This window comes from Pseudomonas sp. TE3644 (assembly GCF_056278815.1).
Genome location: NZ_JBWBQF010000001.1, coordinates 5,212,847 through 5,226,232, shown reverse-complemented (window position 1 = coordinate 5,226,232; position 13,386 = coordinate 5,212,847). Strand labels below are relative to the sequence as shown.

The following is a 13,386-nucleotide window of genomic DNA, read 5'->3' as shown; positions in this document are numbered from 1 at the left end:
ACAACAACACACAGGCGGCGAAACAATGGCGACGTGCGGCGAAGTTTTAGTCAAGCTCCTCGAAGGCTACGGGGTGGAGCAGGTGTTCGGCATTCCCGGTGTGCATACCGTGGAGCTCTACCGGGGGCTGGCGCGCTCGCCCATCGCACACGTGACGCCGCGCCACGAGCAGGGCGCCGGCTTCATGGCTGACGGCTATGCGCGTACCCGTGGCAAGCCGGGGGTGTGCTTCATCATCACCGGCCCGGGCATGACCAACATCACTACTGCCATGGGCCAGGCCTACGCCGACTCCATCCCCATGCTGGTGATTTCCAGCGTGCAGTCGCGCAGCCAGCTGGGCGGCGGGCGGGGCAAGCTGCATGAACTGCCCAACCAGAGTGCCTTGGTGGCCGGCGTGTGCGCCTTTTCCCATACGCTGATGGCCGCCGCCGACCTGCCCGCCGCACTGGCCCGTGCTTTCGCAGTGTTCGACGGCGCGCGCCCGCGCCCGGTGCATATCGAGATCCCGCTGGATGTGCTGGTGGAGGATGCCGATGCGCTACTGGCCTGCGAGCCGGTACGGGTGCAGCGGGCCGGTGCCGCGCCGGCGGCGGTGGAACAGATGGCCGGTTGGCTGCGCACGGCCCGGCGGCCGCTGATTCTGGCCGGTGGCGGTGCCATCGATGCGGCCCCGGCGCTGACCCGCCTGGCCGAGCGGTTGCAGGCGCCGGTGGCGCTGACCATCAACGCCAAGGGCATGTTGCCGGCCGGTCATCCGCTGTTGATCGGCTCCACCCAGTCGCTACCGGCTACTCGCCAACTGATCGACGAGGCCGACGTAGTCTTGGCCATCGGCACCGAACTGGCCGAAACCGACTACGACATTACCTTCAAGGGCGAATTCCGCATCCCCGGCACCCTGCTGCGCGTGGACATCGACCCCGACCAGACCGTGCGCAATTTCCTGCCCAAGGTAGCCTTGGTGGCCGATGCCGACAGCGCCGCACAGGCGCTGCTCGATGCCCTGGACGGGCTGCAGCCGCGTGAACAGTCATGGGGTGCCAAGCGTGTCAGCGACCTGCGCGCCGTGCTGGCCAGCGAATGGGATGCACCCACCCAGGCGCAGACCCTGATGCTGCAAACCCTGCTGCAGGTGCTGCCCGGCGCGGTGCTGGTCGGCGATTCGACCCAGCCCGTCTACACCGGCAACCTGACCCTGGACATGGACCACCCGCGCCGCTGGTTCAACGCCTCCACCGGCTACGGCACGTTGGGCTACGCCTTGCCGGCAGCTATCGGCGCCTGGCTGGGCGGCGGTGGCAGCCGTGCCGAGCGGCCGCCGGTGGTGTGCCTGATTGGCGACGGCGGCCTGCAGTTCACCCTGCCGGAGCTGGCCAGCGCCGTGGAAGCGCGCATCCCGGTGATCGTGCTGCTGTGGAATAACCAGGGCTACGAAGAGATCAAGAAATACATGGTCAACCGCGCCATCGAGCCGGTGGGCGTCGACATCCACACCCCAGACTTTATCGCCATCGCCCGCGCCATGGGTTGCGCCGCCCAGGCGGCCAACAACGTGCCCGGCCTGTGCGAGGCGCTGCGAGCTGCCTGCGACCGGCAAGTGCCCACCCTGATTGAAATCGACCAAACCACCTGGATGAGCGAGTTCCACCCATGCTGAATTTCCCGCAGAACCTGGCCGGCCTGTTCATCGACGGCCAATGGCACCACGGCCCTCAGCCTCTGACGGTGATCAACCCGAGTAATGAGCAGGTGCTGGCCCACGTCGATGGCGCCGACGCAAGCGCCGTGGATCTGGCCGTGGCCGCTGCCCAGCGCGCCTTCGCCGGCTGGTCGCACACCCCGTCGCGCCAGCGCGCCGCTTACTTGCGCGCCATCGCCGATGGCGTCGAGGCACGCCGCGAGCGCCTGGTGCAGTTGCAGGCCTGCAACAACGGCAAGCCGCTGTTCGAGGCCGGTATCGACGTGGACGACGTGATCGGCACCTTCAACTATTACGCCGGCCTGGCCGAGCAGTTGGACGAGCAGCGCGATACCCCGGTACCGCTGCCCACCGACGAATTCAGCGCCCAGGTGCGGCGCGAGCCGTGCGGTGTGGTGGGGCTGATCGTGCCGTGGAATTTCCCCATGGTGACCACCGCCTGGAAGCTGGCGCCTGCGCTGGCGGCGGGTTGCTGCGTGGTGCTCAAACCCTCGGAAGTCACGCCCCTGGCCGAGCTGGAGCTGGCCGCCATCATCGCCGAGTGCGGCCTGCCCCAGGGCGTGTTCAACCTGGTGTGCGGCACCGGCCTGGCCGTAGGCGCGCCGATGGCGGCGCACAAGCGCATCGCCAAGATTTCCTTCACTGGCAGCAACGCGGTGGGCGTGCAGGTGATGCAACGGGCGGCGGAAACTGTGAAGGGCGTGAGCCTGGAGCTGGGCGGCAAGTCGGCGCTGCTGGTATTGGAAGACGCTGATCTGGACCTGGCGGTAGAGCTGGCCAGCGGCGGCGGGTATTTCAACGCCGGGCAGATGTGTTCCGCCACCAGCCGCGTGCTGGTGGCCCAGCCGCTGTACGACGAGTTCCTGCAACGGCTCAAGGCCCGCGCCGAGGCAATCGTGCAGGGTGATCCGTTCGAGCCCGGCACCGAGATGGGCGCGCTGGTCAACCGTGCGCAGTTCCAGCGCGTGCTGGGGCATATCGAGGCGGGTATCGCGGCGGGCGCTACGCTGGTCACCGGTGGTGCACGCCCGGTTGCCTTGCCGGTGGGCTACTTCGTGCAGCCCACGGTATTTACCGACGTGCCGTTGGACAGCGCGCTGTGGAACGAGGAAATCTTCGGGCCGGTGTTGTGCGTGCGTGCTTTCGACAGCGAGGCGCAGGCCATCGAACTGGCCAACGACAGTGATTTCGGGTTGGTGGCCAGCGTGGTCAGCGCTGACGTGCAGCGCGCGGGGCAGGTGGCCAATGCCTTGCAGGCCGGGCTGGTGTGGATCAACGCGCCGCAGGTGATCTTCCCGCAGACTGCGTGGGGTGGTTACAAGCAGAGCAGTCTGGGGCGTGAGCTGGGGCCGTGGGGGGTGCAGGCGTTCCAGGAGATCAAGCATATCGTGCGGGCTTGCTGACCGGGCAGGAATTGGCACCTTGCTGCTGTGGGAGCGGGCTCTGCCCGCGAAGCAGGCGACGCAGTTCGCGGTGTGCCATTCGCGGGCAGAGCCCGCTCCCACACATGATAAGTTTGAAGTCGATCTGCGGGTCAAACGCTGATGCGCAGGCGCTGCAAATCTCGGGCTGGCGGCGCGCCAAACAGCCGGCTGTATTCGCGGCTGAACTGCGAGGGGCTTTCATAGCCCACGCGATACCCCGCCGCGCACGCATCCAGCCCTTCGCTCAACATCAACCGCCGGGCCTCCTGCAAGCGCAGCTGCTTCTGATACTGCAGCGGGCTCATCGACGTCATCGCCTTGAACCGGTGATGCAGGGTGGACACGCTCAGGTTCACCTCGCGCGCCAGGTCTTCCATGCGCAGTGGTTGGTCAAAATGGTTGTTCAGCCATTTGATCGCCTGGGTCACCCGGTGCATCTGGCTGTTGCCCACGGCAATCTCATACAACCGATGCCCCTGCGGGCTGCGCAGCAGGCGATAGAGAATCTCGCGGCGCACCAGCGGCGCCAGCATGGCGATGTCTTTCGGGGTATCGAGCAGGCGCACCAGGCGCACCACCGCGTCCAGCAGCGGCGCGTCCAGCTGTTCCACGTAAAGCCCGCGTTCGGTCGGCCGGGTTGGCACGCCCAAGGGGCCGGCGGCGGCAATCAGCGCATTGATTTCCCCCGGGTCGATGTCCAGCCGCAACGACAGGCACGGGCTTTCGGGCGAGGCTTCCAGAATGGCGCCGCTGACCGGCATGGCCACCGACACCACCATGTAGTTGAGCGGGTCGTACAGGTAGTCTTCGGCGCCCAGGCGCACGCGTTTGCTGCCATTGGCCAGGATGCACAGGGCAGGGCTCATCAAGGCCGGGAAGGATTGGCTGCATTGATCCTGGCGGCTGAGGATCAGCGAAGGCACGGCGGAGGTGAAACTGCCGTTGCCGTTGGTGTGGCGCACGACCAGCTCGGCAAGGGTGGCGCGCTGGCTTTCCATGAAAGGGTCCAGCTGGGCGTGGAGACGCTCGAAATCAGTCATGGCAAAGCCTCGGTGGGCGAATGTGCCGAGGATAGTTTTGTGCAAGCGCCAGCGCCAGTCCGATCCTGTCGGATGCTTGCCTGATCCTGCCGATGTTACCCAGTGGCCCCGTTGGTGCGGGCCTGATTGGCGGATACCGGTTGTCCGGTCATTTCAGCGGTTGCTGGCTGCGGGGAATGCCTTGCGCAGGATCAGGCAAGCCACAGGCAGGAATCGACTAACGCCGGTTGGCGGCAGCGCTTAATCTCTGTTGCCGTACCACCAGAATCAGTCGACTACGGAGAGCCATCCCATGTCTGTATCCACCCCCGTCAGCCATTGTGCATTCATCCGCGCCCGTGCCGGGCGTTCGGCGGAACTGGGCCAGCGCCTGGAGCGCCTGTTGCTGCCCACGCGCCACACCCCGGGTTGCCTGCATTTCGCCTTGCAACATTCCCAGTGCGACGAGGACTTGTGGCTGATCAGCGGCTTCTGGGTCAACCAGCAAGCGATGTCGGTGTGGTTCGCCTCGCCGGTGATGCAGGTGTTTGATGCACTGGTCAGCGACCTGCTGGTCACCAGTCTGGATTTCCACACCTTCAGCGACGTCGAGGCGCGCGGTTGCGCGGCCGTGCACAAACTGGCCAGTTGAGCCGCTACAATGCCCGGCTTCGATCAATGGCCGGGGCACACAATGGCACGCAGAGAATTTCAGCACTTCGAGGCCGTTTCGGCCGCAGTACCAGGCGAGGGCGGCTACAGCGCAGCCATTGCCGTCAAGGAACTGGGCGCCGGTGGCGCGCCGCGCTTCCACAAGATACTGCCGGGCAGCACCTTCAGTACCGCCATGAGCGCTGACCAGGCCGCCTGCGACGAACTGGCCAGACTGGCCGATGTCGACGCCGACGGCGAGCTGGTGTGGTAACGCTTTACTGTGGGCGGTACATTTTGAAAAGCGCTTCTGGGCCGAGCTGGAAGTAGTCGGCCGGGCCGCCGCCACGCAGAATCGGCTGGGCGGCGGCGGTGTCGTAGACGCCGTCCTTGAGCAGCCATTTGGCAATATGCACCGCCACCACCTCACCCAGGATCAGCCAGCTGGGCACCACCTGCTGGTCGGCGCGCTGCAGTTGGATGATCTGCGTGACCTTGCACTCGAATGACACCGGGCTTTCCTGCACCCGTGGCACGGCAATCACCTTCGACGCCACCGGGGTCAGGCCGCTGAGCTGGAACTCGTCAACGTCAGGCGCCACGGCGGCGCAGCTCTGGTTCATCTGCTCGGCCAGCGGCCGGGTGGCCAGGTTCCAGGCGAACTCGCCGGTTTTCTCGATGTTGTTCAGGCTGTCCTTGCGGCCGATGCTGGAGAACCCGATGATCGGCGGGATGTAGTTGAAGGCGTTGAAGAAGCTGTAGGGCGCCAGGTTCAGGCGGCCGTGCTCGTCGTGGGACGAGATCCAGCCGATGGGCCGCGGGCCGACGATGGCGTTGAACGGATCGTGGGGCAGGCCGTGGCCTTGGGAGGGTTGGTAGAAGTGGATGTCGTCGGGCATTGCACGATCCTGGCGGGGTGGGGGAGGGGCTGAGTGTGCCGCCCCTCGCCCCGCTGGCGCAACCACCTGTAGCCGCTGCCGCAGGCTGCGCTGGCGGGTGTAAACCCTGAAGATTTTCAGTGTACCTGGGGGCCAGCGCAGCCTGGCGGCAGCGGCTACGGGGGGTAGTCCTCAGTCGGTGTCGATACGCGAATGGGTGCGGGTGTCTTTCATGAACACGTACACCAGCAGCGAACAGGCGATGCACGCCGTCACGTACCAGTAGTAGCCGCTCTCCATGCCGATGCTCTTGAACCACAGGGCGATGAACTCGGCCGTGCCGCCAAAGATCGACACCGTCAGCGCATAGGGCAAGCCTACGCCCAGGGCGCGGATTTCAGTGGGGAACAGCTCGGCCTTCACCACCGCGTTGATCGAGGTGTAGCCGCTGACGATGATCAGCGCCGCCATGATCAGGAAGAACGCGCCCCACCAGGTCTCGATGGTGTGCAGGGTGGTGAGGATCGGCACGGTGCACAGGGTGCCCAGCACGCCGAAGGCGATCAGGATGGGGCGGCGGCCGATCTTGTCCGACAGTGCGCCGATCACCGGTTGCAGGCACATGAACAGGAACAGCGTGGCGGCCGAGATCATGGTCGAGTCGGCCTTGCTCATGCCCACGGTGTTCACCAGGTACTTCTGCATGTAGGTGGTGTAGGTATAGAACGCCAGGGTGCCGCCCATGGTCAGGCCCACCACGGTCAGCAGCTCCTTGGGGTGGCGCATCAGGGTGCGCATCAGGCTTTCCTTGGGCGCTTCCTTCTTCTGGGTGAAGGACGCGGTTTCCTCCATGCCGCGACGCAGCCACAGGGCCACCACCGCACACATCGCGCCGATCACGAACGGTACGCGCCAGCCCCAGGCCAGCAATTGCTCTTCAGTCAGGGTCTGTTGCAGCACGATCAGCACCGCCAGGGCGATAAGCTGCCCGGAGATCAAGGTCACGTACTGGAAGCTGGAGAAAAAGCCGCGACGTTCCTTGGTGGCCATCTCGCTGAGGTAGGTGGCCGAGGTGCCGTACTCGCCGCCTACCGACAGGCCCTGCATCAGTCGCGCGATAACCAGCAGGATCGGCGCGCCGACGCCGATGGTTTCATAGCTGGGCGTGAGGGCAATCATCAGCGAGCCGAAGCACATCAGCAGCACCGAGGCCATCAGCGCCGCCTTGCGGCCCTTGCGGTCGGCATACAGGCCCATCAGCCAGCCGCCAATAGGGCGCATCAAAAAGCCCACGGCGAAGATTGCAGCAGTGTTGAGCAATTGCGCGGTGAGGTCGTTCTTGGGGAAGAATACTTGGGCGAAGTACAGCGAGAAGGCGGCGTACACGTACCAGTCGTACCACTCGACCATGTTGCCCACCGAGCCGCTGAAGATCGACTTGAGGCGGCTGCTGGTGGTTTTTGTGGCGGCGGGCGCCTGCGCCCCGACGGGCAGGGGTGTGGAGTGTTCCATGAGGGATCCCTTTAGTTGTTTTTGTATGGCAACGCACTGCGTGCCTTGGCAGGGATATAGCAGGGGGCGTGCCAGGTTGGAGGTGGCCGGTTTAGAGGGGTTGCGGCACCTCGATAGGCAAAAAACCGCTCATTTGCGATCAGTGGTTAGGCAAGAAACCGCCGATGTACACGCCCCCTCATGTGGGACCGGGCGAAGCTCGGGAAGCGAGCGCCGGGTATTGGCAGGAGGACCGCGGTGTTCTTTTCCCGAGCTTCGCCCGGTCCCACAAAAAGCGGGCTGGGCGGCGTCAGGGCAGGAAGTCTTCGCGCAGCAGGCCGTGGCGCTGCATTTTTTCGTTGAGGGTGCGGCGCGGCAGTTGCAGTTCGGCCAGCACGGCCTTGATGTCACCCTGGTGCCGGGTGAGGGCAGCACGCAGGCATTGGGCTTCGAAGGCTTCCTGTTGCGCGGCCAGCGATGTGCCGGCGGCGGTGTCGGCCAGCGGCGCTTCCAGGCCCAGGGCATGGCGTTCGGCCGCATTGGCCAGTTCGCGCACGTTGCCGGGCCAGTCGTGGCTCAGCAGGTGCGCCAGGTGCGCGGTGGCCAGTGGTGGCACCTCACGGCCCACGCGGGCAGCCGCCAGCTGGGCGAAGTGTTCGAACAGTTGCGGGATGTCCTCGCGCCGTTCGCGTAACGGCGCCAGGTGCAGTTCGGCCACGTTGAGGCGGTACGCCAGGTCTTCGCGAAAGCGCCCGGCGCGCGCCTCCTGCAACAGGTCCGGTTTGGTGGCGGCGACGATGCGCACGTCGATGCGGATGCTGTGGTTGGAACCCAGGCGCTCCAGCGTCTGCTCTTGAATCACCCGCAGCAGCTTGGCCTGCTGGGCCAGCGGCAGGCTTTCGATCTCATCCAGGAAAAGGGTGCCGCCGTCGGCATGTTCGAGTTTGCCGATGCGTCGGCCCTGCGCACCGGTAAACGCACCGCTTTCATGGCCGAACAGCTCGGCTTCGAACAACGCTTCGGGGATAGCCGCGCAGTTGAGCGCCACGAAGGGTTTGTCCGCCCGTGGGCCGCAACTGTGCAGGCAGCGCGCCACGCGCTCCTTGCCGCTGCCGGTCTCGCCACGGATCAGCACGTTGACCGGCAACACCGCCAGGTCAAGCAGGCGTCGGCGCAACTGCTGCATCGTCGGCGACTGGCCCAGCAGGTCGGCCTGCAAGCGGTCGTGATGGCTGGCGCGGGCCTGCAGGCGACGGTTGTCCAGCACCAGCGTGCGTTTGTCCAGCGCGCGGCGCAGGCTGTTCATCAGCGTGTCGGGGCTGAAGGGTTTTTCCAGGAAGTCATAAGCGCCGCCCTGCACGGCCTCCACCGCCATGGGCACGTCACCGTGGCCGGTCAGCAGGATCAACGGCAGTTGCGGATCGCGGGCCTGCACCTGTGCCAGCAGTTGCAGGCCATCCATGCCGGGCATGCGCACATCGCTGAGGATCACCCCGGGGAAGTCCGCAGGCAGCGTGGCCAGGCAGTCTTCGGCGCGCTCATGGGTGGCCACCTCAAAGCCCGACAGGCTCAGCCACTGGCGCACGGCGTCGCGGATGCTGGCGTCGTCGTCGACAACGATGACTTGGGGCAGGGCGGGTGAGGTCATGTGGGCGCTTTCTCGGCAGGCAACACCAGGCTCAGGATGGCACCGTTGCCTTGGTTGGCGGCGCTCAGGTGCCCGCCGGTTTCGTGAACGATAGCGTAGGACACCGCCAGCCCCAAGCCCAGGCCGTCGCCCACCGGCTTGGTGGTGAAGAACGGGTCGAACACCGTGGCCAGCAATTCGGGGGCAATGCCACCGCCGCTGTCGGCCACTGACAGACGCCAGCCGGCCGGGTCGGGATCGATGCGCACTTCCAGTCGGCGGATCGGCTTCTGGCTCATGGCGTCCAGGGCATTGCGCAGCAGGTTGATCAGCACCTGCTCCAGGCGGATCGCGTCACCGCGCACCCAGGCGGGCCGGGTCAGGTGCAGCACGGTGCTTACGCGCTCCTGGCGGATGTGCGGTTCCAGCAGTTGCAGGGCCTGGTCCACCACGTCGGCCAGGTCCAGGCGTTCGCGCAGGCCGGCCGGGCTTTTGCGCGCGAAGGTTTTCAGATGCCCGGTGAGCGCGGCCATGCGCGTGAGCATCTGCTCCAGCGGCAACAGCGCCTGATAGGCATCGTCGACCCGGCCATGGTCCAGCAGCAGGCGCAGGGTGGCCAACTGCATGCGCTGGGCCGTCAGCGGCTGGTTGATCTCATGGGCCAGCGCTGCCGACATCTGCCCCAGTGCCGCCAGCTTTGCCGCTTGCACCAGGCCGTCCTGGGCTGTTTGCAAATCGCGGGTGCGCACTTCTACCAGCGCTTCCAGTTCTTCGCGGCTGCGCTGGCGCACCCGGGCCAGGCGCCAGCGCTGATACAGGAACAGTGCCAGGAACACCAGGCTCAGCCACGCGCCGGCAGCTGCCAGCGCGGCGTTGCGGGCTTCCTCGATAGCGGGCGGCGGCTTGCGCAGCAGGTGCAGGGTCCAGCCTTCGCTGGCCAGGGGCAGCGACTCCCACAAATAGTCGGCGCTGCCCCCGGGGCCGTCGACACGGGCCAGCAGGCTGTCCCCCTCGAAGGCCTGCAACGGTTGCATGGTCAATGGCGTAAGGGGTTGGCGATCGTACTGGCGGGTCGCGGCCAGCTCGCTGCGGTCGGCTGCGCTCAGGGGCCTTAGCTGGCGATAGCGCCAGCCCGGCTGATTGGCGATGAACACGATGCCGCGGGCATCGCTGACCAGCAGGGTATCGCTGCCTTGCCGCCACTCGCGTTCAAGTTCGGGAAACTCCAGCTTGACCACCATGGCGCCGAGAAACTCGCCTTGTTGATCCTTTACCGCGCTGGACAGGAAATACCCCGGCACGCCACTGGTCACGCCCACGGCATAGAAGCGCCCGCTGCCCTGGCTGCGGGTTTGCAGGAAATAGGGGCGGAAGCCGTAGTTTTGGCCCACGTAGCTGGTGGGCAGTTGCCAGTTGCTGGCGGCCACTGCCAGGCCGTTGTGGTCCAGCAGTTCCAGGGTGGAGGACTGCGCGGCCAGGTTGACGCGCTCAAGCTTGCGGTTGAGCTGATCCTGGGTAGCGGCGCTGACCGGCCCCTTCAGCGCCTCGATCAGTTGCGGGTCCAGGGCCAGCACGGCCGGCAGGCTGCGGTAGCGTTCGATCAGGGTGTGCAGCGAGTTGGCGTACAAGCCCAATTGCTGCTGGGCGCGCGCGGCATCCTCGGCCATGGCCAGGCGCTGGGCGTGGCGCATGGCCCACCAGGCGGAGGCCAGCGTGCCGGCAACGATCAGCAAGGTGATGAGGGGCAGGCGCAGGGCACGGAATCTGGGGCGCATGGGGCAGAGCCGACAGTTTTGGGGGGCAAGACCATACCATGACGGGCAGCGTGGGGCGTTGCTGCACGTCATGGGTAATGCTTCCCAAGTACCCCGTAGCCGCTGCCGGCAGGCTGCGCTGGCCCTCCTTTGCACTGGAAATCTCCAGCGAGGCACAGGCCAGCGCAGCCTGGCGGCAGCGGCTACATTGGGGGCCGGATTAAAGCAGGGTAAAGCTGCTTTGTTTCACATCCTGCGAATCAAGGCCGATCTGCACTTGGAACTCACCCGGCTCGGCAGCGTACTTGAGCTGCGGGTTGTAGAACTTCAGGTCATCCTCGGTCAGGGTGAAGTGCACCACTTTTTCCTCGCCCGGTTGCAGGGTGACTTTCTCGAAGTTCTTCAGCTCTTTTATCGGGCGTGCCATGGACGCGACCACGTCATGCAGGTACAGCTGTACCACCGTGGCCCCGGCTACCTTGCCGGTGTTCTTCACTGTCACCGTGGCCACTACCTTGCCGCCCTTCTTCAGGGTGGCGCTGGACAGGCTGATATCCGAGACACTGAAGTCGGTGTAGCTCAGGCCATAGCCGAAGTTGTAAAGCGGGCCGGTTTCCTCGTCGAAATACTGCGAGGTGTAGTTGCCCGGTTTGCCCGGTGTGAAGGGGCGGCCGATGGTCAGGTGGCTGTAGTACACCGGAATCTGCCCCACCGAGCGCGGGAAGCTGATGGGCAGCTTGCCCGAGGGGTTGTAATCGCCGAACAGCACGTCGGCGATGGCGTTGCCGCCCTCGGTGCCGGAGAACCAGGTTTCCAGCATGGCGTCGGCCTGTTTCTGTTCCTCTACCAGCGACAGCGGCCGGCCGTTCATCAACACCAGCACCAGCGGTTTGCCGGTGGCCTTGAGTGCCTTGATCAGGGCTTTCTGGGTGTTGGGCAGGGCCAGTGTGGTACGGCTGGCGGACTCGTGGGACATGCCTCGCGCTTCGCCCACGGCAGCCACGATCACGTCGGCCTGTTCCGCGGCTTTGACCGCTTCGTCGATCATGTCCTGGGCAGGGCGCTTGTCGATGTGCACCTCTTCGCGGTCGAAGATGATGCGGTTGAGGAAGGCGATGGCGTCCTGGTTGTCGGTGATGTTGGCGCCCTTCACGTAGGTGATGGTAGCGCGGTCGCCGACGGCGTTCTTCAGGCCCTGCAGCAGGGTCACCGACTGGTCGGGTTTGCCGGCTGCCGACCAACTGCCCATCATGTCGATGGGTGCGTCGGCCAGTGGCCCGACCAGGGCAATACGGCCCTGTTTTTTCAGGGGCAGGGTCTGGTTGTGGTTCTCCAGCAACACCATGCTGGTGCGCGCCACTTCGCGGGCGGCCTCGCGGTGCAGGCGGCTGTCGGCATAGGTGTCGGCCGGGTCATCCGCGGCCTTGCCGATGCGGCGGTACGGGTCCTGGAACAGGCCCAGGTCGTACTTGGCGCCCAGCACTTCGCGCACGGCGTTGTCGATGTCGGCCTGGCTGACTTCACCGGACTTGACCAGCCCCGGCAGCTCCTTGCCATACACCTGATCGTTCATGCTCATGTCGATGCCGGCCTTGATCGCCAGCTTGGCTGCCTCGCGGTCGTCGCGGGCCACGCCGTGCTTGATCAGCTCGTGGATGGCGCCGTGATCGCTGATGGTCACGCCCTTGAAGCCCCAGTCCTTGCGCAGCAAGTCCTGCATCAGCCAGGTGTTGGAAGTGGCGGGCACGCCATTGATGGAATTGAGCGCTACCATCACCCCGCCGGCACCGGCGTCAATGGCGGCGCGGTAAGGGGGCAGGTAGTCCTGGTACATGCGCGTAGGGCTCATATCCACGGTGTTGTAGTCGCGGCCGCCTTCCACGCCACCGTACAGGGCGAAGTGCTTGACCGCCGCCATGATGCGCTCGGGCGCGGCGACATTGTCGCCCTGAAAGCCCTTGACCATCACCTTGGCGATGCGCGACACCAGATAGGTGTCTTCACCGAAGCCTTCGCTGGTACGGCCCCAGCGTGGGTCGCGGGCGATGTCCACCATCGGGCCGTAGGTCATGTCCAGGCCATCGGCGGCCGCCTCTGCCGCAGCCACGCTGGCGCTGCGGCCGATGGCGCCCATGTCCCAGCTGGAGGCCAGGGCCAGGCTGATGGGGAAAATGGTGCGCATGCCGTGGATCACGTCATAGGCGAAGAACATCGGGATCTTCAGGCGGCTGCGCTCAATGGCGGCGTCCTGCATGGGACGGTTTTCGGACCGGGTCACCGAGTTGAAGGTGCCGCCGATGCGCCCGGCGGCGATCTCGTCGCGAATCTGTTCGTGGGTCATTTCCGGGCCGATGGAAATCAACCGCAGCTGGCCGATCTTTTCGTCCAGGGTCATGCGTTTCATCAGGTCCGCGATGAAGGCGTCCTTGGTCTTGAGGGGCGAGGGGGCAGTGGCCGCCAGCACCGGTTGGAAGGCCAGGCTTGCAACCAGGCCCAGCAAACACAGCTTCTTCATGAAATTGCTCTCGTACGGCGTGCAACGGTTCGAAGGGCGAACAGGCCAGCCTAAGGGGTGGAACGAATATTTTTGTAATGTGCGCGCCTCTTTTAGCCCATCGGGGAGCGGCAATCCAGACTTGTTTTGCCGGTAGCCACAATTACCGTAGCCGCTGCCGGCAGGCTGCGCTGGCCATTTGCCTCGCTGGAGATCTGCAGTGCACGCGAGGGCCAGCGCAGCCTGGCGGCAGCGGCTACAAGGCGTGTCGTCGCTTGGGGTGAACAAGTCCGTGCCCTGGCAGGGCAAAGCCCCGTAAAATGCGCGCATTCCTTTTTCCAGGCCC

At 65.5% G+C, this 13,386-nt stretch carries 10 protein-coding genes; 4 read left to right on the top strand and 6 right to left on the bottom strand.

Annotated features, from left to right (window positions below):
• Positions 1 to 25 precede the first annotated feature (25 nt).
• On the top strand, positions 26 to 1,660 hold the full coding sequence (locus ACZ9GA_RS23075; RefSeq protein ID WP_457360576.1) for a 5-guanidino-2-oxopentanoate decarboxylase: 1,635 nt from the start codon (positions 26 to 28) through the stop codon (positions 1,658 to 1,660).
• Complete coding sequence (locus ACZ9GA_RS23070) at positions 1,657 to 3,105, top strand: aldehyde dehydrogenase family protein (RefSeq protein ID WP_457363669.1); 1,449 nt, start codon at positions 1,657 to 1,659, stop codon at positions 3,103 to 3,105. The genes ACZ9GA_RS23075 and ACZ9GA_RS23070 overlap by 4 nt, the downstream gene beginning before the upstream one ends.
• Before the next feature lie 131 nt (positions 3,106 to 3,236).
• Here the strand turns inward: ACZ9GA_RS23070 and ACZ9GA_RS23065 are convergent, their stop codons facing one another.
• On the bottom strand, positions 3,237 to 4,166 hold the full coding sequence (locus ACZ9GA_RS23065; protein ID WP_457360577.1) for an AraC family transcriptional regulator: 930 nt from the start codon (positions 4,164 to 4,166) through the stop codon (positions 3,237 to 3,239).
• A 292-nt stretch (positions 4,167 to 4,458) separates the two neighbouring features.
• Between ACZ9GA_RS23065 and ACZ9GA_RS23060 the strand changes: the two genes are divergently transcribed.
• Positions 4,459 to 4,797, top strand: coding sequence for a putative quinol monooxygenase (locus ACZ9GA_RS23060; protein WP_027976962.1), 339 nt, complete (start codon positions 4,459 to 4,461; stop codon positions 4,795 to 4,797).
• Between the two features lie 42 nt (positions 4,798 to 4,839).
• Entirely contained in the window at positions 4,840 to 5,070 is a 231-nt protein-coding gene (locus tag ACZ9GA_RS23055) for a hypothetical protein (RefSeq protein WP_457360579.1), read from the top strand.
• Positions 5,071 to 5,074: 4 nt separating this feature from the next.
• On the opposite strand, the gene ACZ9GA_RS23050 is transcribed toward ACZ9GA_RS23055, so the two are convergent.
• From ACZ9GA_RS23050 to bglX, 5 genes are all read right to left on the bottom strand, one after another.
• Positions 5,075 to 5,695 (bottom strand): flavin reductase family protein, encoded by a 621-nt coding sequence (locus ACZ9GA_RS23050; RefSeq protein WP_457360581.1) that lies wholly within the window; start codon positions 5,693 to 5,695, stop codon positions 5,075 to 5,077.
• 171 nt (positions 5,696 to 5,866) lie between these two features.
• Complete coding sequence (locus tag ACZ9GA_RS23045) at positions 5,867 to 7,186, bottom strand: MFS transporter (protein WP_457360583.1); 1,320 nt, start codon at positions 7,184 to 7,186, stop codon at positions 5,867 to 5,869.
• Between the two features lie 289 nt (positions 7,187 to 7,475).
• Positions 7,476 to 8,813 (bottom strand): sigma-54-dependent transcriptional regulator, encoded by a 1,338-nt coding sequence (locus ACZ9GA_RS23040; RefSeq protein WP_457360585.1) that lies wholly within the window; start codon positions 8,811 to 8,813, stop codon positions 7,476 to 7,478.
• Entirely contained in the window at positions 8,810 to 10,567 is a 1,758-nt protein-coding gene (locus tag ACZ9GA_RS23035; RefSeq protein ID WP_457360587.1) for an ATP-binding protein, read from the bottom strand. Before ACZ9GA_RS23035 ends, ACZ9GA_RS23040 begins: the two co-directional genes overlap by 4 nt.
• Positions 10,568 to 10,766: 199 nt before the next feature.
• Positions 10,767 to 13,061, bottom strand: a complete 2,295-nt coding sequence (gene bglX / locus ACZ9GA_RS23030; protein ID WP_457360589.1) for a beta-glucosidase BglX — start codon at positions 13,059 to 13,061, stop codon at positions 10,767 to 10,769.
• Positions 13,062 to 13,386 lie beyond the last annotated feature (325 nt).